The sequence below is a fragment of the Geodermatophilus ruber genome, from assembly GCF_900114385.1.
Classification (GTDB): domain Bacteria; phylum Actinomycetota; class Actinomycetes; order Mycobacteriales; family Geodermatophilaceae; genus Geodermatophilus; species Geodermatophilus ruber.
In genome coordinates, this window is the sequence record NZ_FOSW01000012.1 from 118985 (window position 1) to 140166 (window position 21182).

The following is a 21182-nucleotide window of genomic DNA, read 5'->3' on the forward strand; positions in this document are numbered from 1 at the left end:
CCCCCGCCCCGTCACGGGAACTCCCTCGCCGACGTGCCCGGATGCCGTGACCTCGATAGCGTGGCCGGGATGACTGGCCGCGCTGACCTCCGTCTCGGCATCACCGATGTCGCCCCCGTCGTGTCGTGCGGGTCGTTCTCGGCCCGCGCCGTGGTCGGCGAGCACGTGCCGATCACCGCCACCGTCTTCCGCGAGGGCCATGACGCCGTCGCCGCGAACGTGGTCTGGACCCCGCCCGGCGGCGGGGGTGCGGCCGCGCTGAACCGGATGACCCGCTTCGGTGACCAGCCCGACCGCTGGCTGACCACGGTCGTCCCGGACCGGGAGGGCATGTGGACCTTCCGGATCGAGGCGTGGAGCGACCCGCTGGCCACCTGGCGGCACGCCGTCGAGGTGAAGATCGAGGCCGGCCAGGGCCCCGAGGACCTCGCCAACGACCTCGAGGAGGGCGCCCGGCTGCTCGACCGGGTCGCCGCCGAGGCCGACGACGAGTGGCGCGGGCGGGTCGCCGACGCGGCCGCCGCGCTGCGCGACGAGTCCCAGGAGCTGACCGTCCGGGTCGCCCCGGCGCTGGCCACCGGGCTGCAGCGGTACCTGCACGAGCACCCGGTGCGCGAGCTGATCACCGCCACCCCCGACCACGAGGTGTGGGTCGACCGCCCGCGGGCGCTGTTCGGCTCCTGGTACGAGTTCTTCCCTCGCTCGGAGGGGCCCGTCGTCGCCGGGCAGCCGGTGCACGGCACCTTCGTCACCGCCGCCGACCGGCTGCCGGCGATCGCGGACATGGGCTTCGACGTGGTCTACCTGCCGCCGATCCACCCGATCGGCAAGGTCAACCGCAAGGGCCCGAACACCGTGCAGTTCCCGGGCGGCAACCCCAACGAGCTGGGGGCCGACGACGTCGGCTCGCCCTGGGCGATCGGCAGCGACGAGGGCGGGCACGACGCCGTCCACCCGCAGCTGGGCACCCTCCAGGACTTCCAGGACTTCGTCTGGCGCGCGGGCGAGCTCGGCCTCGAGGTCGCCCTCGACCTGGCGCTGCAGGCCGCGCCGGACCACCCGTGGGTCAAGGAGCACCCCGAGTGGTTCACCGCCAAGCCCGACGGCACGATCGCCTACGCGGAGAACCCGCCGAAGAAGTACCAGGACATCTACCCGGTCAACTTCGACAACGACCCCGAGGGCATCTACGCCGAGGTGCTGCGGGTGGTGCGGCACTGGATGAACGCCGGGGTGCGGATCTTCCGCGTCGACAACCCGCACACCAAGCCGCTGAACTTCTGGCACTGGCTGATCTGGGAGGTCAAGAAGACCGACCCCGACGTGCTCTTCCTGGCCGAGGCGTTCACCCGGCCGGCGATGATGCACCAGCTGGCCAAGCTGGGCTTCACGCAGTCCTACACGTACTTCACCTGGCGCACCGAGCGCACCGAGCTCGAGGTCTACGGCCGCGAGCTGGCCGCCAACAGCCACTACATGCGGCCCAACTTCTTCGTGAACACCCCGGACATCCTGCACGAGTCGCTGCAGTACGGCGGCCCGCCGATGTTCAAGATCCGCGCCGTGCTGGCGTCGATGATGAGCCCTACGTGGGGCGTGTACTCCGGTTACGAGCTGTTCGAGCACGTCGCCGTGCGGCCGGGCAGCGAGGAGTACCTCGACAGCGAGAAGTACCAGCTGCGCCCGCGCGACTGGGCGGGCGCCGAGGCCTCCGGGCGCAGCCTGGCGCCCTACCTGCGCCGGCTCAACGAGATCCGCCGCGCCCACCCGGCCCTGCAGCAGCTGCGCACGCTGCGGTTCCACCACGTCGACAACCCGAACCTGATCTGCTTCACGAAGACCGACCCGGGGTCGGCCGACGCCGTCCTCGTGGTGGTCAGCCTGGACAGCCGGCACGCCCAGATCGGGACGACCGCGCTGGACCTGCCCACGCTCGGCCTGGACTGGCACGAACGGTTTACCGTCGTCGATGAGCTGACCGGAGCCAGGTACGACTGGGGCCAGTTCAACTACGTCGAGCTCGATCCCTACCGGGAGCCGGCGCACATCTTCTCGATCACCTTCCACCGGCCGGTGCAGCCGCCACCGCCGGTCGACTGAGAAAGGACCCGCGTGCCCCCCACCGTTCGCACGCTCGCGACGGGCCCCTGCACGCGGGCCACCAACCCCACCCCGCTCCCCTGCAGAACCGAGGGCGATCCCCCGCGATGACCGTTCCCCTCCCCGGCCTTCCCGCCGGAGACTCCGAGCCGACCCCGAGGTCCGCGCTGCCCGCTCCGGGCACCGACCCGGAGTGGTACAAGCGCGCCGTCTTCTACGAGGTCCTCGTGCGCGGCTTCGCCGACAGCAACGCCGACGGCGTCGGCGATCTCCGCGGCATGATCGACAAGCTCGACTACCTGCAGTGGCTGGGCGTCGACTGCCTGTGGCTGCCGCCGTTCTTCGCCTCCCCGCTGCGCGACGGCGGCTACGACGTCAGCGACTACACCGCCGTGCTGCCGGAGTTCGGCGACATCGAGGACTTCAAGGACTTCCTGAACGCCGCCCACGCGCGTGGCATGCGCGTCATCATCGACTTCGTCATGAACCACACCTCGGACCAGCACCCCTGGTTCCAGGCCAGCCGCAGCGACCCCGAGGGCCCCTACGGCGACTTCTACGTGTGGGCCGACGACGACACCGGCTACCCCGACGCCCGGATCATCTTCGTCGACACCGAGAGCTCGAACTGGACCTTCGACCCGGTCCGCAAGCAGTACTTCTGGCACCGCTTCTTCTCGCACCAGCCCGATCTCAACTTCGAGAACCCGCGGGTGCAGGAGGCGATCATCGAGGCCCTGCGGTTCTGGCTCGACCTCGGCATCGACGGCTTCCGGCTCGACGCCGTCCCCTACCTGTTCGAGGAGGAAGGGACCAACTGCGAGAACCTGCCGCGGACCCACGAGTTCCTCAAGCAGGTCCGCAAGGTCGTCGAGGCCGACTATCCCGACCGGGTGCTGCTGTGCGAGGCCAACCAGTGGCCGGCCGACGTCGTCGAATACTTCGGCGAGAACGGCGACGAGTGCCAGATGGCCTTCCACTTCCCGGTGATGCCACGCCTGTTCATGGGCGTGCGCCGGGAGCAGCGCTTCCCGATCTCGGAGATCATGGCCCAGACGCCGGACATCCCGGACAACTGCCAGTGGGGCATCTTCCTGCGCAACCACGACGAGCTGACCCTCGAGATGGTCACCGACGAGGAGCGCGACTACATGTGGGCGGAGTACGCCAAGGACCCGCGGATGAAGGCCAACATCGGCATCCGCCGCCGGCTGGCACCGCTGCTGGACAACGACATGGACACCCTGGAGCTGTTCAACGCGCTGCTGCTGTCGCTGCCGGGCTCGCCGGTCCTCTACTACGGCGACGAGATCGCCATGGGTGACAACATCTGGCTCGGTGACCGCGACGGCGTCCGCACCCCCATGCAGTGGACGCCGGACCGCAACGGCGGCTTCTCCACGGCCGACCCCCAGCGGATGTACCTGCCGCTGAACCAGGACCCGGTCTACGGCTACCAGACCACCAACGTCGAGGCGCAGCTGCGCAACACCAACTCGATGCTGCACTGGATCCGGCAGCTGATCCACGTGCGCAAGGAGCACCCCACCTTCGGACTGGGCAGCTACGAGGAGATCGGCTCGCGCAACCCGACGGTGCTCTCCTTCGTCCGCCGGTTCGGCGACGACATCGTGCTGTGCGTGAACAACCTGTCCCGCTTCCCGCAGCCGGTGGAGCTCGACCTGCGCCAGTTCGAGGGCTACACCCCCATCGAGCTCACCGGCCGGGTCGAGTTCCCGCAGATCGGCGTCCTGCCCTACATGCTCACCCTCGCCGGTCACGGCTTCTACTGGTTCGAGCTGTCCAAGCCGTCCGAGCCGGTGGCCGAGGAGCCCGAGGAGGAGTGGGAGGCCGCCACCCCCAGCGCGGTCGCGGAGTCGCTGCTGGCCGCGGGCGTGGTCAGCTCGGCGGAGGAGATCCCCGGCGACAGCGACACCCGGACCGGCGACGACGTCCCACCCAGCAACGGAGGACCCCGATGAGCGCTGCCCTCACCGACCTGCTCCGCGAGTGGATGCCGCACCAGCGCTGGTTCGGCGGCAAGGGGCGGGAGTGGGCCGACGTCACCGAGGAGGGCTTCCTGCTCGACCAGGCCCACCCGGTGCTCTCGGTGCACCGGGTCCGCGTCACCTACTCCGACGGCGCGAGCGAGACCTACCTGGTGCCACTGTCGTGGCGCGACCACCCCGCCGAGGAGCTCAGCTCGGCGTTCATCGGGCCGGTGCAGTCGGCGGACCGGGAGACCTACGCCTACGACGCCATGCGGGACCGCGACGCCACCTGTCCGTGGCTGATCCACCTGGTCAACGCCTCCACGATCGGGCCGATGCACTTCCACCCGGCCGGGGTGACCTACATCCCCGAGGGGCTGCCCGGCGACATCCTCTCCACCGAACAGAGCAACACCTCGCTGGTCTACGGCCAGGAGGCGATCTTCAAGCTGTTCCGCCGGCTGGAGCCGGGGCTCAACCCGGACGTGGAGATCCACGACGCGCTGCGCAAGACGGAGAACCCGCACATCGCGCCGCTGCTCGGCCACATCGAGATCGACGACCCCGACCCGTCGGTGGAGCCGGCCACCGTCGCGATGCTGCAGACCTTCGTGCCCAACGCCAGCGACGGGTGGCGGCTGGCCACGGCCAGCGTCCGGGACCTCTACGCGGAGGGCGACCTGCACGCCGACGAGGTGGGCGGGGACTTCGCCGCCGACAGCGAGCGGCTGGGCGCCGCGACCGCCTCGGTGCACGCCGACATGGCCAAGGTGCTGCCCACCGAGCCGGCCGACCCGGCCTGGTTCGCCGCCCTCGCCGCGCAGATGGCCGCCCGGCTGGAGGCGGCGATCGGCGTCGTCGGCCAGCTCGCCGAGTACGCCGAGGGGCTGCGCGCGATCTACGCGGCGGTGGCGGACAGCGCCGAGGACGTCATCCGCCAGCGGGTGCACGGCGACCTCCATCTCGGGCAGGTGCTGCGCACCGCCACCGGGTGGATCGTCCTGGACTTCGAGGGCGAGCCGGCCCGCCCGCTGGCCGCCCGCCGCGAGCTCGACAGCCCGATGCGGGACGTCGCCGGCATGCTGCGCAGCTTCGACTACGCCGCACGTCACATGCTCGTCGAGCAGCCCGAGGACCCCCAGCGTGCATACCGCGCCCAGGAGTGGGCAGAGCGCAACCGCACCGCCTTCTGCGCCGGGTACTCGGCAGCGAGCGGCACGGAGGCGTGCGGGGACTCACCCCTGCTGCGGGCATTCGAGGCCGACAAGGCGGTCTACGAGTGCGTGTACGAGGCACGCAACCGCCCGCACTGGCTGATCATCCCGCTGCAGTCGCTCGCCCGGCTCACCGCCGTGGGATGACGCGCGGGCCCCTGACCACGGAACGACCGGCACCGGAGAGGACGGCGACGGGGATGACATCCACCGACGGAGTGACCGGCGAGCCCGAGCGCAGCACGGACTCACCCCTGACCGGCGGGCGCCCGCCGGCCACCGGGGACGAACTGCAGGCCGCCGTCGAGGAGCAGACCGCGCAGGCGGAGGCGGCGGAGAACGACCCGATCGTGAACGCCGCCCCGGCCCGCAAGCGGGCCGCCGCCAAGAAGGCGCCGGCCAAGAAGACGACCGCCAGGAAGAGGACGGCGGAGCAGACGACGGCTGTGAAGGCGACGGCCGGGCAGGCGACGGCCGAGAAGACGACGGCCGAGAAGACGACGGCGGCGAAGAAGGCGCCCGCGGCCCGGAAGACGGCGGCGAAGAAGACCGCCGCGGAGACCGGGAGCCCCGCGGCGACGACCGTCCCGGCCAGGCGGGCGCCGCGCAAGAAGGCGGCCCAGGCCGATGTCGCCCAGGCCGATGTCATGGCCGAGCAGGGCGGCACGGCGCAGCCGGAGCGGCCGGGCCCCGACCCGGTCGAGCCGGGCACCCCGCAGGTGCCGACGGACCTCGACGGGCAGCCGCCGGCGGAGGAGGGCGCCGCCCAGCACATGACGCCGGCCGAGGTCTCCGAGGAGCAGCTGCGCGCCGTCGTCGAGGGGTGGTCCTACGCCCCGCACAGCGTGCTCGGCGCGCACCCCGCCACCCAGGGCTGGGTGGTGCGCGCGCTGCGGCCGGACGCGGTCGCGGTCACCGTCGTCGGCGAGGACGGCTCCCGCTACGAAGCCCGGCAGGTGCACGCCGGCGGCATCTTCGAGGCCCGGCTGCCCGAGCAGCCCGGTGACTACCGGCTCGAGGTCGCCTACGCCGACGCCCAGGGTGGCACCACGACCTTCGTCGTCGACGACCCCTACCGCTGGCTGCCCACCGTCGGCGAGCTCGACCAGCACCTGATCCGCGAGGGGCGGCACGAGCGGCTGTGGGAGGTGCTCGGCGCGCACGTCCGGCGCTACGAGACACCCCGCGGCACGGTGCAGGGCGTCTCCTTCGCCGTCTGGGCCCCCAACGCCCAGGGCGTCAAGGTGACCGGCGACTTCGACTACTGGGAGGCCCGCGCCTACCCGATGCGCTCGCTGGGCTCCTCCGGGGTGTGGGAGATCTTCATCCCGGGCGTGCAGACCGGCACCCGCTACCGCTACCACGTCCTCGGGCGCGACGGCGTGTGGCGGGAGAAGTCCGACCCGCTGGCCTTCGCCACCGAGGTGCCCCCGCTGTCCGCCTCGGTCGTCACCGAGTCCCGCTACGAATGGGCGGACGACGAGTGGTTGACCGCCCGGGCCGACGACCGCTGGCACGAGCGGCCGATGAGCATCTACGAGGTGCACGCCGGTTCCTGGCGGCAGGGCCTGTCCTACCGGGAGATGGCCGACGAGCTGGTCGACTACGTGGTCTCCGCCGGCTTCACGCACATCGAGTTCATGCCCCTCGCCGAGCACCCCTTCGGCGGGTCGTGGGGCTACCAGGTCACCTCCTACTACGCCCCGACCGCGCGGTTCGGCAGCCCCGACGACCTCCGCTACCTGATCGACCGCGCCCATCAGGCCGGCATCGGCATCATCGTCGACTGGGTCCCGGCCCACTTCCCCAAGGACGACTGGGCGCTGGCCCGGTTCGACGGCACGCCGTTGTACGAGCACCCCGACCCGCGGCGCGGCGAGCAGCAGGACTGGGGCACCTACGTGTTCGACTTCGGTCGCGCCGAGGTCCGCAACTTCCTGGTCGCCAACGCCCTGTACTGGGCCAAGGAGTTCCACATCGACGGCCTCCGCGTCGACGCGGTCGCCTCGATGCTCTACCTGGACTACTCGCGCACCGAGTGGGTGCCCAACGTGCACGGCGGGCGGGAGAACCTGGAGGCCGTGTCGTTCCTGCAGGAGATGAACGCGACGGTCTACCGCGAGGTGCCCGGCGTCGTGACCATCGCCGAGGAGTCCACCGCCTGGCCCGGTGTCACCCGGCCCACCCACCTCGGGGGCCTGGGCTTCGGGTTCAAGTGGAACATGGGCTGGATGCACGACTCGCTGGCCTACGTGTCCAAGCAGCCGGTGCACCGCAGCTACCACCACGGCCAGCTGACCTTCTCGATGATGTACGCCTACTCCGAGAACTACGTGCTGCCGATCAGCCACGACGAGGTCGTCTACGGCAAGGGCTCACTGCTGCGGAAGATGCCCGGGGACCGCTGGCAGCAGCTGGCCAACCTGCGCGCCTACCTGGCCTACATGTGGGCCCACCCCGGCAAGCAGCTGCTGTTCATGGGCTCGGAGTTCGCCCAGGACGCCGAGTGGGCCGAGAGCCGCTCGCTGGACTGGTGGCACCTGGAGGACCCCGCCCACCGCGGGGTGCTGCAACTGGTCACCGACCTCAACGCCCGCTACAAGGAGCTGCCCGCCCTCTGGTCGCTGGACGTCGACCCGGCCGGATTCGAGTGGATCGACGCCAATGACGCCTCCGGCAACGTGCTGTCGTTCCTGCGCTACGGGGTGCCCGCCCCGGCCGCGACGGAGGACGGCGCGGCCGAGGCGCCCACCGGTCCGGCGCTGGCCTGCGTGGTGAACTTCTCCAGCGTCCCGCGGCACGACTACCGGATCGGCCTGCCCCGGCCGGGCGTCTGGCGCGAGGTGCTCAACACCGACGCCGAGGGCTACGGCGGCTCCGGGGTGGGCAACCTGGGCGGCATCGAGGCCGTCGAGGAACCGTGGCACGGGCAGCCGTACTCGGCGTCCCTGTCCTGCCCCCCGCTCGGCACCGTCTGGTTCCTGCACGAGGGCTGACCCCCGCGCGGCCGGGCGCACCGTCGCCCGGCCGCGGCCCCGCTGCCCCGCGGCCGCGCACGCAGCGCGACCGGGCCTCGATCCGGTACCGATGCGCCACCGGGATCCCTCAGCACGGCTGCGACCAGGCATCATGTCCCGGCGCCGCCGTCGGTCCGCGGCATCCGCCCAGACGAGGGAACGGGGCTCCATGAGGCAGGTCCAGCGCCGCGCGCTCGCCGCGGCTGCCGCGGGCAGCATGCTGCTCGCCGGCTGCGCCACCACCGTCACCGGCACCGCGGCCGCGGCGCACCCCCTGACCGACGTGCCGGCCGAGGCGCTGCCGATCACCGGCGCCGGTGACGGCGCGATCGACGTGCTGGCCCGCAACGCGATGGCCGACCTGCTCACCTACTGGGAGCGGACCTACCCGGAGCTCTACGGCGAGCCGTTCGTCCCGCTCGAGGGCGGGATCTTCGCGGTGGACGCCGACGACCTGGACCCCGCCGTCTACCCCGACACCGGCATCGGCTGCGACCGGCTGCCCGTCGACCCCTCCGAGGTCGAGGGCAACGCCTTCTACCTCCTCCCCTGCGACCTGGTCGCCTACGACAGCGCACTGATCGAGGAGCTCGCCGCCGCGCACGGCCGGTTCCTGGGGCCGGCGGTGATGGCCCACGAGATGGGCCACGCGATCCAGGGCCGCAACGGCACGTGGGACACCGTCGACACCATCGTCAGCGAGACCCAGGCCGACTGCTTCGCCGGCGCCTGGACCCGCTGGGTGGCCGACGGCAACGCCGCTCACTCCAGCCTCCGGGTCCCCGAGCTCGACGAGGTCGTCGTCGGCTTCCTGGAGCTGCGCGACCCGGTCGGCACCGGGACCGACGAGGACGGCGCCCACGGCTCCGGCTTCGACCGGGTATCCGGCTTCTTCGCCGGATGGGACGGCGGCGCGACCGCCTGCCGCGACGAGTTCGACGAGGACCGGCTGTTCACCGCCGCGGAGTTCACCGACCACGGGGACCTGGAGAACGAGGGCAACGCCTCCTACGACGAGACACTGCTCATCGTCGACGCATCCCTCCCGCTGTTCTACGAGTCGATCTTCCCGTCGGAGTTCGGCACCCGGTTCCAGGTCCCCGCCCTGGAGGCGTTCGACGGGACAGCCCCCGACTGCGGCGAACTGGGGGCCCACGGGCGGGACCTCGGCTACTGCGGCGCCGACGGCACCGTCTACTTCGACGAGACCGACCTGATCGAGCCGGCCTACGCCGAGCTCGGCGACTTCGCGGTGGCCACCGGGATCGCCCTCCCGTACGCGCTGGCCGCCCGCGATCAGCTCGGCCTGTCCACCGACGACGGCGCCGCCACCCGGTCCGCGGTCTGCCTGACCGGCTGGTACACCGCCGACTTCTTCGCCGGGGACTTCCGGGAGGTCACGTCGCTCTCCCCCGGTGACGTCGACGAGGCCGTCTCGTTCCTGCTGACCTACGGCCAGACCGAGTCGGTGCTGCCCGACACGGGGCTGTCCGGGTTCGAGCTGGTCGGCGCGTTCCGCGACGGATTCCTCCACGGGGGCGGCGGCTGCGACGTCGGCCTCTGACCTCCCGCCGCCCCGGCCCCGACGCCTGCCCGGGGGCGGGCGTGTCGCCGCGGTGGGACCATCGTGGGGCCATGAACCGCCTGCAGCTGCGCCGAGCGGTCGTGGGCCTGGTGGCCGCGGTCGCGCTCCTCGTGCTGAGCGGGTGCTCCGTCGTCGTCGACCGGCCCTCCCAGCTGCCCGGGGCCCCCGACGACGCCGGCCCGGACCAGGTGAGCATCGTCGGCGCCGACGACGGTCCGGTCGACGTCTCGGCCCGCAACGCGCTGGCCGACCTGGAGACCTTCTGGGCCGAGCAGCTCCCCGCGGTGTTCGGCGTCGTCCTCGAGCCGCTGGCCGGCGGCTACTTCAGCGTCGACCCCGGGGCCGTGGACCCCGGCGAGTACCCGCAGGGGCTCAGCTGCGGCGTCGACCCGCTGGAGGTCCAGGGCAACGCGTTCTACTGCCGCCCTGCCCAGTCCCCGAACGCGGACTCGATCAGCTACGACCGTGCCTTTCTCGGCGAGCTCGCCCACGGGTACGGCCGGTTCATCCCGGCACTGGTCATGGCGCACGAGTTCGGTCACGCCGTCCAGGCGCGGGTGGGCGCCCCACGCACGTCGATCGCCGTCGAGACGCAGGCCGACTGCCTGGCCGGGGCGTGGACCGCCTGGGTCGCCACCGGTGAGGCCGGGCACACCCGCATCCTGGAACCGGAGCTCGACCAGCTGCTGCGGGGCTACCTGCTGCTGCGCGACCCGGTGGGGACCGGGACCGACACCCGCGAGGCGCACGGCTCCTACTTCGACCGGGTGTCGGCGTTCCAGGAGGGCTTCGACGGCGGGGCGGCCCCCTGCCGCGACCGGTTCGGTCCCGACCGCGCCTACACCCAGAGCGAGTTCGCCAGCGACGGGGACTTCCGGGCGGGGGGCAACGCACCGTTCGGGACGATCGAGCAGATCGTCGACCAGTCCCTGCCGGTGTTCTGGGAGCGCGCCTTCACCGAGGAGCTCGGCGCCCGGTTCCGGGCTCCGGAGATCGAGTCCTTCACCGGCCGGGCGCCGGCGTGCGCCGCCGCCGACGCCGACCTCGTGTACTGCCCTCCTGGGGACGTCGACGGCGCGCCGAACGGCCTGGTGGCCTACGACGAGCGCGAGCTCATCCGCCCCGCGTACGAGCAGCTGGGCGACTTCGCGGTCGTCACCGCCGTGGCGATCCCCTACGCCCGGGCCGCGCGGGAGCAGCTGGGGCTGGCCACCGACGACGAGGCGGCGCTGCGCTCGGCGGTGTGCCTCACCGGCTGGTACGGCTCCCAGGTCGCCGACGGCACGATCCCGGGGGTGGTCATCTCCCCCGGCGACCTGGACGAGAGCGTGCAGTTCCTCCTCGAGTACGGCAACGACCCGCAGGTCCTCCCCGACGTGGAGCTGTCGGGGTTCCAGCTCGTCGACCTCTTCCGCAGCGGGTACCTGGAGGGGCCCCGCGCCTGCGGCATCGGCGTCCGGTGAGGCTCAGAACAGCGCCTGGGTGAGCTGCCGGCGGGCGGTGCCGACCCTCGGGTCCTGGTCGCCGACGATGCCGAAGAGCTCGACCAGGTGCCGGCGGGCCTTGTCCCGGTCCTCCCCCGACGTGCGGCGGACGACGTCGAGCAGCCGGTTGAAGGCGCCCTCGACGTCGCCGTTGCCGAGGAGGAAGTCGGCGGCGCGGTTCTGGGCGTCCACGTCGTCCGGCGCGGCGTCGGCGCGGACGAGCGCGTCGGGCCCGGCCTCGTCGGCCCGGCGGAACAGCTGCACCTGGCGCAGCGCCAGCCCGGCGACGGGGTGATCGGGTTCCTCGTCCAGGAGCCCCTGGTAGGCCGCCTCCGCGGCCGCGAGGTCACCCCGCTCGAGGGCGGCCTCGGCGGCGTCCAGACGCGGATCCTCGGTCTCGGCCGGCTGCCCCTCGCCGCCGCCGGGGACGGCTCCCCCGGTGGTCGCCCGCACCAGTTCGGTGACGAACTCCCGGGCCTGCTCCTCGGGGATGGCGCCGGTGAACTCGGCGACCAGCTGCCCCTGCCAGACCGCCTTCACCGCCGGTATGCCCTGCACCCGCAGGCCCTGGGCCAGCGTGGGGTTGGCGTCCACGTCGACCTTCGCCAGGACCCACGACCCGCCACCCTCGGCGGCCAGCCGCTCGAGCACCGGCGAGAGCTGCTTGCACGGCCCGCACCACTCGGCCCACAGGTCGAGGACGACCGGGACCTGGAAGGACCGGTCGAGCACCTCGGTCTGGAAGGTCGCCTCGGTGACGTCGACGACGGTGGCGCCGGGCGCACCGGCCGGGGCGCCGGGGCTCGGCGGGGGTGCGGCTTGAGCACGGGCGGCCGCTTCGGAGCGCGCCTTGACGGCGGCGAGGTCGACCGCGCCGGCGAGGGAGGCGGCCAGCTGGGCCTGCTGGGCCTGCGCGCGCGGGTCGGGACGTCCGGGGCGAGAAGGCTGCATGGTCTCGATCATCCCACCACCGCACCCGGGGCGCGGGGCGGTGTCGCGGTGTGGTTCAGCGGACGGGCGGCCCCACGCCCGCGACGTCCCCGGCGCCGAGCCGGACCCGCCTGAGCACGTCGAAGAGCGTGTCGAGCTCGGCGTCGGGAACGTCGCCCAGCCCGAACTCCAGACCGGTCAGCGCGGCGGTGGCCAGCTCCACGACCTCCCGGCCGCGGTCGGTGATGGCGGCGAGGACACCGCGCCCGTCGGCCGGGTTGGGCCGGCGCTCGACGTACCCGGCGGCGACCAGCCGGTCGATGGCGTTGGTGACGCTCGTCGGGTGGACCATGAGCCGGCTGCCGATCACCTTGAGCGGCAGCTCGCCGGTGCGGCTGAAGGTGAGCAGGACGAGGACCTCGTACCGGGCGAAGGTGAGGCAGTGCGGCCGCAGCGCCTCGTCGAAGCGGGCGAGCAGGATCTGCTGCACCCGGAACACCGACGTCGCGGCGCGCATCGCGGCGGCGGGACCGAACCGCCGCTCCCACGTCTCCCCGGCGCGCTCGATGGGATCGAACGGCAGCCCCAGCGGTCGGACCATGCTCCCGACGCTACCGGTAGGACCCGGCACTGCACCGAGATCGGCGGTAGGCCGGCCACCGCCGATCTCGGTTCCCGGCCCGTACGCAGCCCGCCGAGCACCGGTCGGATCAGGCCGGCACGGGGGCGGGGCGCAGCGCGGGCACGTGCCGGACGCCGAAGACCTCGCGCAGGGCGACCCGCGCGGCGAGGTCCCCGCACATGCCGTGCACCGCCGGTCCGGGCGGGGTGGCCGCCGAGGCGAGGTACACCCCGCGGACCGGGGTCTTGTAGGTGTTCCACCGCGGCACCGGGCGGGCCAGCATCTGCCACAGCGAGGCCTCCCCGTTGGAGATGTCGCCGCCGACGTGGTTGGGGTTCCACTGCTGCATCTGCACGGCGTTCTTCGTGGCGCGGTCGACGATCGTGTCGCGGAAGCCGGGGGCGAACCGTTCGATCTGCGCCTCGATCGCCTCGGTCATGTCGACGTCGGAGCCGTGCGGGACGTGCACGTAGGCCCAGAGGACGTGCCCGCCCGCCGGGGCCCGGGTGGGGTCGGGCACGGTCGGCTGGACGGCGAGCACGTAGGGCTTCTCGGCCGGACGTCCGGCCGCTGGCGCCGCCTCCCCGGCGATGGTCTCCTCCAGCGTGCCGGCCACGTGGACGGTGCCGGCCCGGCGGACGTCGGGATTCGCCCACGGCACCGGCTCGGAGAGGATCCAGTCGACCTTGAAGACGCCGGGCCCGTGCTTGTACCGCGACACCCAGCGGCGGTAGCCCTCGGGCACCCGGTCCCCCGCCATGGCCACGAACGCGCGCGGGGTGGTGTCCAGCAGCACCGCCGGCACGCCGTCGAACTCGCGCAGGTCGGTGACCTCGTGCCCGGTGACCAGCTCGCCGCCCTGCTGCTCCAGCGCGGTCACCATGGCGTCGGCCAGGTTCTGCGACCCGCCCTCGATCAGCGGCCAGCCGACGTGGTGGGCGAGCATGCCCAGCACCATCCCCAGGCCCGCCGTGAGCGGCCGGGAGAGGTCCAGCATGCCGTGCGCGGCCGCACCGGCGATGAGCGCCTGCCCCTCCTCGGTGCCGAAGTACCGCCGGGCCAGCCAGCGGACGTTCGGCAGCGCGTTGAGCCCGAACTTCGTGATGGGGCCGACGCTGCGCGTGGGCAGCCGCCGCAGCCGGCTGGACAGGAAGAAGTCGATGACGTCGTCGCCGTGCTCGACCAGCGGGGCGAACAACCGCTCGTAGGACGGCCCGTCCGGGCCGAGGCCCGCGGCGGTCTCCTCCAGCGAGCGGCGCGCGACCGCCGCGCGCCCCCCGTCGAGCGGGTGGGCGTAGCAGATCTCCGGGTGGACCAGGCGCACGCCCCGGCTGGGCAGGTCGAACTCGCGGAAGAACGGCGCCGCCGCGGCCATCGGGTGCACCGTCGAGCAGACGTCGTGCCGGTAGCCCGACCGGATGAGCTCCTCGGTGCGCAGACCACCGCCGGCCCGGTCGGCCCGCTCCACGACCTGGACCCGCAGCCCGGCGGCCGCCAGCCGCAGGGCCGCGGCCAGGCCGTTCGGGCCCGCTCCGACGACGACGGCGTCCGGCTTCCCGCTCACCCGGTCATCCTGCCCTCAGCAGGTCAGAGTTGCGCGACCAGCTGGTCGGCGGCGCCGAACGGGTCGGTCCCCCCCGCGACCACCGCGTCGGCCAGCGCGCCGAGGGCCGCGGAGCCGCGGACGTCCCCCATCCGCTCGCGCAGCCCGGCCAGGGCGATCGCCTCGATCTCCCGGGCCGCCCGCTGCACCCGCCGCCGGTGCCCCTCGCCGGAGGACTCCAGCCAGCGGCGGTGCTCCTCCACCGCCTCGAGCACGGTGTCGATGCCGTTGTCGGTGTCCCGCGCGGCCACCGTGCGGCAGATCGGCGGGCGCCAGGCGCCGGCGGTCTCGTGCCGGCCACCGAGGGAGAGCATGTAGCGCAGGTCGCGCACGGTCTGGTCGGCGCCGTCCCGGTCGGCCTTGTTGACGACGAAGGCGTCGGCGACCTCCAGGATCCCGGCCTTGGCCGCCTGGATGCCGTCGCCCATGCCCGGCGCCAGCAGCACGAGCGTGGTGTCGGCCAGCGAGGCGATCTCCAGCTCCGACTGCCCGACGCCGACGGTCTCGATCAGCACGACGTCGCACCCGGCGGCGTCGAGCACGCGCAGCGCCTGCGGCGTGGCCCACGCCAGCCCGCCCAGGTGCCCACGGGAGGCCATCGAACGGATGTAGACGCCGGAGTCGCCGGCGTGGTCCTGCATGCGCACCCGGTCGCCGAGCAGGGCCCCGCCGGAGAAGGGGGACGAGGGGTCGACGGCCAGGACGCCGACCCGCCGGCCGGCCCCCCGGTAGGCGCGCACCAGCGCGGTCGTCGTCGTCGACTTGCCGACACCGGGCGACCCGGTCAGGCCGATGACCTGGGCGTGCCCGGTGTACGGGGCGAGCGCGGCGGCGACCTCGCGCAGCGCCGGGCTGGCATCCTCCACCAGGGAGATCAGCCGGGCCACGGCACGGGCCTCGCCCTCGCGGGCCCGGGCGACCAGGTCGGCGACGTCGACCGGGCGCCGGCCCCGCCGGCCCCGGAGGGCGGCGGGCGCCGGCGTCTGGACCGCCGTCTCGGCGACCTCGGTCAACGAGCGGGCACGTGCACGATCAGCGCGTCGCCCTGGCCACCGCCGCCGCACAGCGCCGCGGCGCCCACACCGCCGCCGCGGCGGCCGAGCTCGAGGGCGAGGTGCAGCACGATGCGGGCGCCGCTCATGCCGATCGGGTGGCCGAGGGCGATCGCGCCGCCGTTGACGTTGACCTTCTCCGGGTCGATGCCGAGCTCGCGGGTGGACACGATGCCGACCGCGGCGAACGCCTCGTTCAGCTCGACCAGGTCGAGGTCCTTGGGGTCGATGCCCTCGCGCTCGCAGGCCTTGGCGATGGCCCGCGACGGCTGGCTCTGCAGCGTGGCGTCGGGCCCGGCGACCACGCCGTGCGCGCCGATCTCGGCGAGCGGGGTCAGGCCCAGCTCGGCGGCCTTCTCCGCGGACATGACCACGACCGCGCAGGCGCCGTCGGAGATCTGCGAGGCGGTGCCGGCGGTGATCGTGCCGTCCTTGGCGAAGGCCGGCTTGAGCTTCGACAGCGACTCGGCCGTCGTGTCGGCCCGGATGCCCTCGTCCTCGCGGAACTCGATCGGGTCGCCCTTGCGCTGCGGGATGAGCACCGGGGTGATCTCGTCGTCGAACAGGCCGTTCTTGGCCGCCGCGGCGGCCTTCTGGTGGCTGGCGGCGGCGAAGGCGTCCTGCTCCTCGCGGGTCAGGTCGTAGCGGGCGTTGGCCTGCTCGGTCAGCTCGCCCATCGCCACCTGGTCGAAGGTGTCCGACAGCCCGTCGTGGGCCATCGAGTCGACGAGCTTGGTGTCGCCGTACTTCGTGCCGGTGCGGGAGTTGGCGAGGATGTGCGGGGCCTGGGTCATCGACTCCATGCCGCCGGCGACGACGACCTCGAACTCACCGGCGCGGATGAGCTGGTCGGCCAGGGCGATCGCGTCGATACCGGACAGGCACACCTTGTTGAGCGTGAACGAGGGCACCGACATCGGGATGCCGCCGGCGACGGCCGCGGGACGGGCCGGGTTCTGGCCGGCCCCGGCCTGGATGACCTGTCCCATGATCACGTAGTCGACCTGGTCGCCGGAGATGCCGGCCCGCTCCAGGGCCGCCTTGATGGCGACCCCGCCGAGGTCGGCTGCGGAGAAGTCCTTCAGCGAACCGAGCAACCGACCCATCGGGGTCCGGGCGCCGCTCACGATGACCGATCGGGGCATGGGGGCCTCCAGTGCCGGGCCACCGTCGTTGGCGGCCGAGTCTTTTCGGGCCGGCCGCGCAGGCGAGGCGGCCGTCGGGCTGCTGCTCAGGATAGGACCGCACCCCCGGCAGCGACCTGCAGATCGCGGCCGGGAGTGATCCATCCCACCCGACACGCCTCCGAGAAGTGTCCTCGGGAGCCACCGGGTAGTGCTCGACGGACCCGACCGCGACGCCCGAGGAGACCGCGATGCCCCGCATTCCCGTCGGCACCGAGAAGGGCACCCCCGTCGAGCTGCACTACGAGGACCACGGCTCCGGCCGGCCGGTGGTGCTGATCCACGGCTGGCCGCTGTCCGGCCGATCGTGGGAGGCCCAGGTGCCGGCCCTCGTGGACGCCGGCCACCGGGTCGTCAGCTACGACCGCCGCGGCTTCGGGCAGAGCTCCCAGCCGTGGACGGGCTACGACTACGACACCTTCGCCGCCGACCTCGACGCGGTGCTCAGGCACCTGGACCTCACCGACGTCGCGCTCGTCGGCTTCTCCATGGGCGGTGGCGAGGTGGTCCGCTACATCAGCCGGTACGGCACCGCGCGGGTCACCCGGGCGGTGCTCGCCGCGGCCGTGCCGCCCTACCTCTACAAGTCCGACGACAACCCCGACGGCGGCCTGGACGACGCCACGATCGCGCAGTTCGAGGAGGGCGTGCGCCGCGACCGGCCGGCCTTCCTCGACGGGTTCACCGCCGACTTCTTCAACGCCGGCGGCAAGGGGGTGTTCGACCGCAAGTCGGGCGCGGTCAGCGAGCCGATGCGGCAGTACGCGCTGCACATCGCCGAGTTCGCCTCGCCCAAGGGCACGCTGGACTGCATCGCCGCCTTCGGCCGCACCGACTTCCGCGGCGACCTGGGCACGATCACGCTGCCGACCCTGGTCATCCACGGCGACAGCGACGCGATCGTCCCGTTCGAGGTGAGCGGCAAGCGCTCGCACGAGCTCCTGCCCAACAGCGAGCTGGTCGTCATCGAGGGCGGCCCGCACGGGATCAACGTCTCGCACGCCGAGCAGTTCAACCGCGCACTGCTGGACTTCCTGGGGCGCTGAGCGACGGCCGGGCGAGGCCCGGGCTCCCGGGCCCCCGCGTGACTCCCGCCACATCGAGCTGTCGTCCCGGACGGGCGCACGGGAGGATTCCGGCGTGACCACCGACACGAATGCCGGCCTGCCCACCGAGCTCTTCACCACGATCGACCACGTCGGGATCGCCGTCCCCGACCTCGACGAGGCGCTGGCCTTCTACGCTCAGGCCTTCGGCGTGCACTCGGTGCACGAGGAGGTCAACGAGGAGCAGGGCGTGCGCGAGGCGATGCTCGCGGTCGGGGACGGCGACACCCGCATCCAGCTGCTCGCGCCGCTGACGCCGGAGTCGACGATCGCGAAGTTCATCGGCCGCTCGGGCCCGGGTCTGCAGCAGCTGGCCTTCCGGGTGGACGACGTCGAGGCGGTCAGCGCGACGCTGCGCGAGCGCGGCCTGCGGCTGCTCTACGACACCCCCAAGCGCGGGACGTCGGACAGCCGCGTCAACTTCGTGCACCCCAAGGACGCCGGCGGGGTGCTCGTGGAGCTCGTCGAGCCGGCTCGCGCTCCGCACTCCTGACCCGACTCGCCGCTCGAGTTACCGGTCGGTAACCTCCCCGCCGACCTGCACCGCACGATCGCCCCTCACGAGCCGACGAAGACCCGGGAGACCGCGTGAACGAGATCAGGGACGCCATCCTCGCCGACCAGCTGGACGCCCTCGCCGGACTGGAGGTGCCGCAGTCCTACCGGGCCGTGCTGGTCCGCAAGGACGAGCAGGACATGTTCGAGGGCCTGCCCACCAAGGAGAAGGACCCGCGCAAGTCCCTCCACGTGGAGGAGGTCGCCACCCCGGAGCTCGGCCCGGGTGAGGCCATCGTGGCCGTGATGGCGTCGTCGGTGAACTACAACACCGTCTGGACGTCGATCTTCGAGCCGGTCTCGACCTTCGGGTTCCTGGAGCGCTACGGCCGCGTCTCGGAGCTCACGAAGAAGCACGACCTGCCGTACCACGTCGTCGGCTCCGACCTCGCCGGCGTCGTCCTCCGGGTGGGCCCGGGTGTGAACAAGTGGAAGCCCGGGGACGAGGTCGTCGCGCACTGCCTCTCGGTGGAGCTGGAGGACCCGGCCGGCCACGACGACACGATGATGGACCCCCAGCAGCGGATCTGGGGCTTCGAGACCAACTTCGGCGGCCTGGCCGAGCTGGCGCTGGTCAAGAGCAACCAGCTCATGCCCAAGCCGGCCCACCTCACCTGGGAGGAGGCCGCCGCCCCGGGGCTGGTGAACTCCACCGCCTACCGGCAGCTGGTCAGCCGCAACGGCGCGAACATGAAGCAGGGCGACACCGTGCTCATCTGGGGCGCCTCCGGCGGCCTGGGTTCCTACGCCACCCAGATGGCGCTCAACGGCGGCGCCATCCCGGTCTGCGTCGTCTCCTCCCCGGAGAAGGCCGACATCGTCCGCTCCATGGGCGCCGAACTGGTGATCGACCGCTCCGCCGAGGGCTACAAGTTCTGGAAGGACGAGGCCACCCAGGATCCCAAGGAGTGGCAGCGGTTCGGCAAGAAGATCCGCGAGCTCACCGGCGGCGAGGACGTCGACATCGTCTTCGAGCACCCCGGCCGGGAGACCTTCGGCGCCAGCGTCTACGTCGCCAAGAAGGGCGGCACGATCATCACCTGCGCCTCCACCACCGGCTACCTGCACGAGTACGACAACCGGTACCTGTGGATGAACCTGAAGAAGATCCTCAGTTCGCACTTCGCCAACTACAAGGAGGCGTGGGAGGCCAACCGGCTGATCGACAAGGGCCTCATCCACCCGACGCTGTCGAAGGTCTACCCGATGGAGGAGGTCGGCCAGGCCACCCTCGACGTCCACCGCAACGCCCACCAGGGCAAGGTCGGCGTCCTCACCCTCGCCCCCACCGAAGGCCTCGGCGTCAAGGACGCCGAGAAGCGCGAGAAGCACCTCTCCGCGATCAACCGGTTCCGGGGCGTGTGACCACGCCGGTACGCGGACTGGAGCCGCCGCGCCCCGCCCGGCCCAGGGCGGGGCGCGGCGGTACGCCGTGCAGGGGTCCTGGCAGTCTGCTGGGAAGCTCTCCCGACACGCCGACCCCGTCTCCCGACTCTGCGAGGATGACCGCATGACCGATCCCCGTCGCGACATGCTGCCGATGCGTGAGGCCCAGCACTCGTTCGACGTGGTGCTGCGGGGCTACGACCGGCACCAGGTGGCCGAGACGATCGAGCGCCTCGAGGCCGACATCCGCGTGGCCCTGGCCGACCGGGATGCCGCGATGGGCCGGGTCAACGACCTGGTCAGGGAGTTGCAGGCCCGCCAGGCCGAGACCGACGCCCTCCGGCGCCAGGCCGCGGACGCCGGCCCGACGACGATGGCCAACATGAGCGGGCGCATCGCCCACATGATGCAGCTCGCCCAGGAGGAGGCCGACGAGATCCGCCGGACCGCTCAGGAGGAGGCGGCCGCGCTGCGCGAGCAGACCGCCGCCGAGGAGCGGGCCATGCTCGAGCGGCACGCCGCCGGGCAGGCCGAGGTCGAGCGCATGATGGCCGAGGCGCGGCAGAACGCCGAGCAGATCGCCACCAAGGCCCAGATCCGCGCCGACGAGCTGGTCAGCAAGGCCCAGGAGAAGGTCGCGCATCTCGATGCGGAATCCCAGGCCCGCCGGACGAAGGTCGAGGAGGACTTCGAGATCGCCCAGCGAGCCCGCCGCCAGGAGGCCGCCCGCCTGGAGGAGGAGCGGGATCGAGCCTCGGCGGAGGCCGCCCGCCAGCGCATCGCCGCGGCCGAGAAGCACGCCGCCCAGCTGGTCAGCGAGGCCGAGACGGCCGCCGCGGCCATCCGCGCGGTGCGCGACGAGCTGACCGGCCGGCTCGCCGAGGCGCGGCGGGTGCTGGACAGCATGCCCGACCTGGGTGACCGGCGGCCGGGGCAGAAGGCAGGGGCCAGGCCGCCCGTCCCGGGGCAGCCGCCGGCGCCGGGCCAGCAGCCGCCCGTCCCGCCCAAGCAGCAGCAGCAGCCGGCCCAGCGTCCCGCGGAGGCGCCGTCGACCGGTACCGGGGAGGCAGCTGCCGCCCGCCAGCCCACCCGCACGCCGACCGCCACGCAGCCGGCCGTCCAGCAGCAGCCAGCAGCCCCGCAGCCGGCCCCGGCGCAGCAGCAGGCGGCGCCGCAGCAGACCCAGCAGATGCGCCCGGTGCCCGGCCCGCCCACGCAGGTGCAGCCGGCGGTGAAGCCGGCGCCGGCCGACACCGGCAACCAGCCGGCCACCCCCGCGTCCCGCTGAGCCGGCCGACAGCCGGCCGGGCGCCGCGCACCGGAGGACGCGGCGCCGCGGGCACCGGCGCCCGG

General features: G+C 72.9%; 15 protein-coding genes. 10 read left to right on the forward strand and 5 right to left on the reverse strand.

Annotated elements, in window-relative coordinates:
* Positions 1-69: 69 nt before the first annotated feature.
* The 6 genes from BMZ50_RS17975 (at position 70) to BMZ50_RS18000 (ending at position 11370) form a co-directional block, all read left to right on the forward strand.
* On the forward strand, positions 70-2100 hold the full coding sequence (locus BMZ50_RS17975; RefSeq protein WP_091327539.1) for an alpha-1,4-glucan--maltose-1-phosphate maltosyltransferase: 2031 nt from the start codon (positions 70-72) through the stop codon (positions 2098-2100).
* Positions 2101-2207: 107 nt separating this feature from the next.
* On the forward strand, positions 2208-4082 hold the full coding sequence (treS, locus tag BMZ50_RS17980; protein WP_091327541.1) for a maltose alpha-D-glucosyltransferase: 1875 nt from the start codon (positions 2208-2210) through the stop codon (positions 4080-4082).
* A complete protein-coding gene (locus tag BMZ50_RS17985; protein ID WP_091327544.1) occupies positions 4079-5452 on the forward strand; it encodes a maltokinase N-terminal cap-like domain-containing protein in 1374 nt (457 codons plus the stop codon). The genes treS and BMZ50_RS17985 overlap by 4 nt, the downstream gene beginning before the upstream one ends.
* Positions 5453-5505: 53 nt before the next feature.
* Positions 5506-8301: a 1,4-alpha-glucan branching protein GlgB gene (gene glgB / locus BMZ50_RS17990; protein ID WP_091327548.1), complete on the forward strand. Its 2796-nt coding sequence runs from the start codon at positions 5506-5508 to the stop codon at positions 8299-8301.
* A gap of 190 nt (positions 8302-8491) precedes the next feature.
* Positions 8492-9886, forward strand: a complete 1395-nt coding sequence (locus tag BMZ50_RS17995; RefSeq protein ID WP_218146328.1) for a neutral zinc metallopeptidase — start codon at positions 8492-8494, stop codon at positions 9884-9886.
* 71 nt (positions 9887-9957) lie between these two features.
* Positions 9958-11370 carry a neutral zinc metallopeptidase gene (locus tag BMZ50_RS18000; RefSeq protein ID WP_143087218.1) on the forward strand — a complete coding sequence of 471 codons (1413 nt, stop codon included), beginning with the start codon at positions 9958-9960 and terminating at the stop codon, positions 11368-11370.
* 3 nt (positions 11371-11373) lie between these two features.
* On the opposite strand, the gene BMZ50_RS18005 is transcribed toward BMZ50_RS18000, so the two are convergent.
* The 5 genes from BMZ50_RS18005 to BMZ50_RS18025 form a co-directional block, all read right to left on the reverse strand.
* Positions 11374-12342: a tetratricopeptide repeat protein gene (locus BMZ50_RS18005; protein WP_091327725.1), complete on the reverse strand. Its 969-nt coding sequence runs from the start codon at positions 12340-12342 to the stop codon at positions 11374-11376.
* Positions 12343-12397: 55 nt separating this feature from the next.
* Entirely contained in the window at positions 12398-12922 is a 525-nt protein-coding gene (locus BMZ50_RS18010; protein WP_091327555.1) for a MarR family winged helix-turn-helix transcriptional regulator, read from the reverse strand.
* Positions 12923-13031: 109 nt separating this feature from the next.
* Positions 13032-14507 (reverse strand): phytoene desaturase family protein, encoded by a 1476-nt coding sequence (locus tag BMZ50_RS18015; protein ID WP_091327558.1) that lies wholly within the window; start codon positions 14505-14507, stop codon positions 13032-13034.
* Positions 14508-14530: 23 nt separating this feature from the next.
* A complete protein-coding gene (gene meaB / locus BMZ50_RS18020) occupies positions 14531-15559 on the reverse strand; it encodes a methylmalonyl Co-A mutase-associated GTPase MeaB (protein ID WP_091327561.1) in 1029 nt (342 codons plus the stop codon).
* Complete coding sequence (locus tag BMZ50_RS18025) at positions 15556-16743, reverse strand: acetyl-CoA C-acetyltransferase (RefSeq protein WP_091327563.1); 1188 nt, start codon at positions 16741-16743, stop codon at positions 15556-15558. The genes meaB and BMZ50_RS18025 overlap by 4 nt, the downstream gene beginning before the upstream one ends.
* A 230-nt stretch (positions 16744-16973) precedes the next feature.
* Here BMZ50_RS18025 and BMZ50_RS18030 point away from each other — a divergent pair, with 230 nt between their 5' ends.
* The 4 genes from BMZ50_RS18030 (at position 16974) to BMZ50_RS18045 (ending at position 21117) form a co-directional block, all read left to right on the forward strand.
* On the forward strand, positions 16974-17828 hold the full coding sequence (locus BMZ50_RS18030) for an alpha/beta fold hydrolase (protein WP_091327566.1): 855 nt from the start codon (positions 16974-16976) through the stop codon (positions 17826-17828).
* Between the two features lie 94 nt (positions 17829-17922).
* Entirely contained in the window at positions 17923-18381 is a 459-nt protein-coding gene (gene mce / locus BMZ50_RS18035; protein ID WP_091327569.1) for a methylmalonyl-CoA epimerase, read from the forward strand.
* Positions 18382-18476: 95 nt separating this feature from the next.
* Positions 18477-19808, forward strand: a complete 1332-nt coding sequence (gene ccrA, locus BMZ50_RS18040; protein WP_091327572.1) for a crotonyl-CoA carboxylase/reductase — start codon at positions 18477-18479, stop codon at positions 19806-19808.
* Between the two features lie 145 nt (positions 19809-19953).
* Positions 19954-21117 carry a coiled-coil domain-containing protein gene (locus BMZ50_RS18045; RefSeq protein WP_091327573.1) on the forward strand — a complete coding sequence of 388 codons (1164 nt, stop codon included), beginning with the start codon at positions 19954-19956 and terminating at the stop codon, positions 21115-21117.
* Positions 21118-21182 lie beyond the last annotated feature (65 nt).

What these genes read in the sequence shown, in the direction of transcription:
- BMZ50_RS18030 (WP_091327566.1), top strand. Translation starts at nt 16,974, where the DNA reads ATGCCCCGCATTCCCGTCGGCACCGAGAAGGGCACCCCCGTCGAGCTG.
- BMZ50_RS18005 (WP_091327725.1), bottom strand. Translation starts at nt 12,342, where the DNA reads ATGCAGCCTTCTCGCCCCGGACGTCCCGACCCGCGCGCGCAGGCCCAG.
- treS (WP_091327541.1), top strand. Translation starts at nt 2,208, where the DNA reads ATGACCGTTCCCCTCCCCGGCCTTCCCGCCGGAGACTCCGAGCCGACC.
- BMZ50_RS18010 (WP_091327555.1), bottom strand. Translation starts at nt 12,922, where the DNA reads ATGGTCCGACCGCTGGGGCTGCCGTTCGATCCCATCGAGCGCGCCGGG.
- glgB (WP_091327548.1), top strand. Translation starts at nt 5,506, where the DNA reads ATGACATCCACCGACGGAGTGACCGGCGAGCCCGAGCGCAGCACGGAC.
- BMZ50_RS17995 (WP_218146328.1), top strand. Translation starts at nt 8,492, where the DNA reads ATGAGGCAGGTCCAGCGCCGCGCGCTCGCCGCGGCTGCCGCGGGCAGC.
- BMZ50_RS18025 (WP_091327563.1), bottom strand. Translation starts at nt 16,743, where the DNA reads ATGCCCCGATCGGTCATCGTGAGCGGCGCCCGGACCCCGATGGGTCGG.
- BMZ50_RS18000 (WP_143087218.1), top strand. Translation starts at nt 9,958, where the DNA reads ATGAACCGCCTGCAGCTGCGCCGAGCGGTCGTGGGCCTGGTGGCCGCG.
- BMZ50_RS17985 (WP_091327544.1), top strand. Translation starts at nt 4,079, where the DNA reads ATGAGCGCTGCCCTCACCGACCTGCTCCGCGAGTGGATGCCGCACCAG.
- BMZ50_RS17975 (WP_091327539.1), top strand. Translation starts at nt 70, where the DNA reads ATGACTGGCCGCGCTGACCTCCGTCTCGGCATCACCGATGTCGCCCCC.
- BMZ50_RS18045 (WP_091327573.1), top strand. Translation starts at nt 19,954, where the DNA reads ATGACCGATCCCCGTCGCGACATGCTGCCGATGCGTGAGGCCCAGCAC.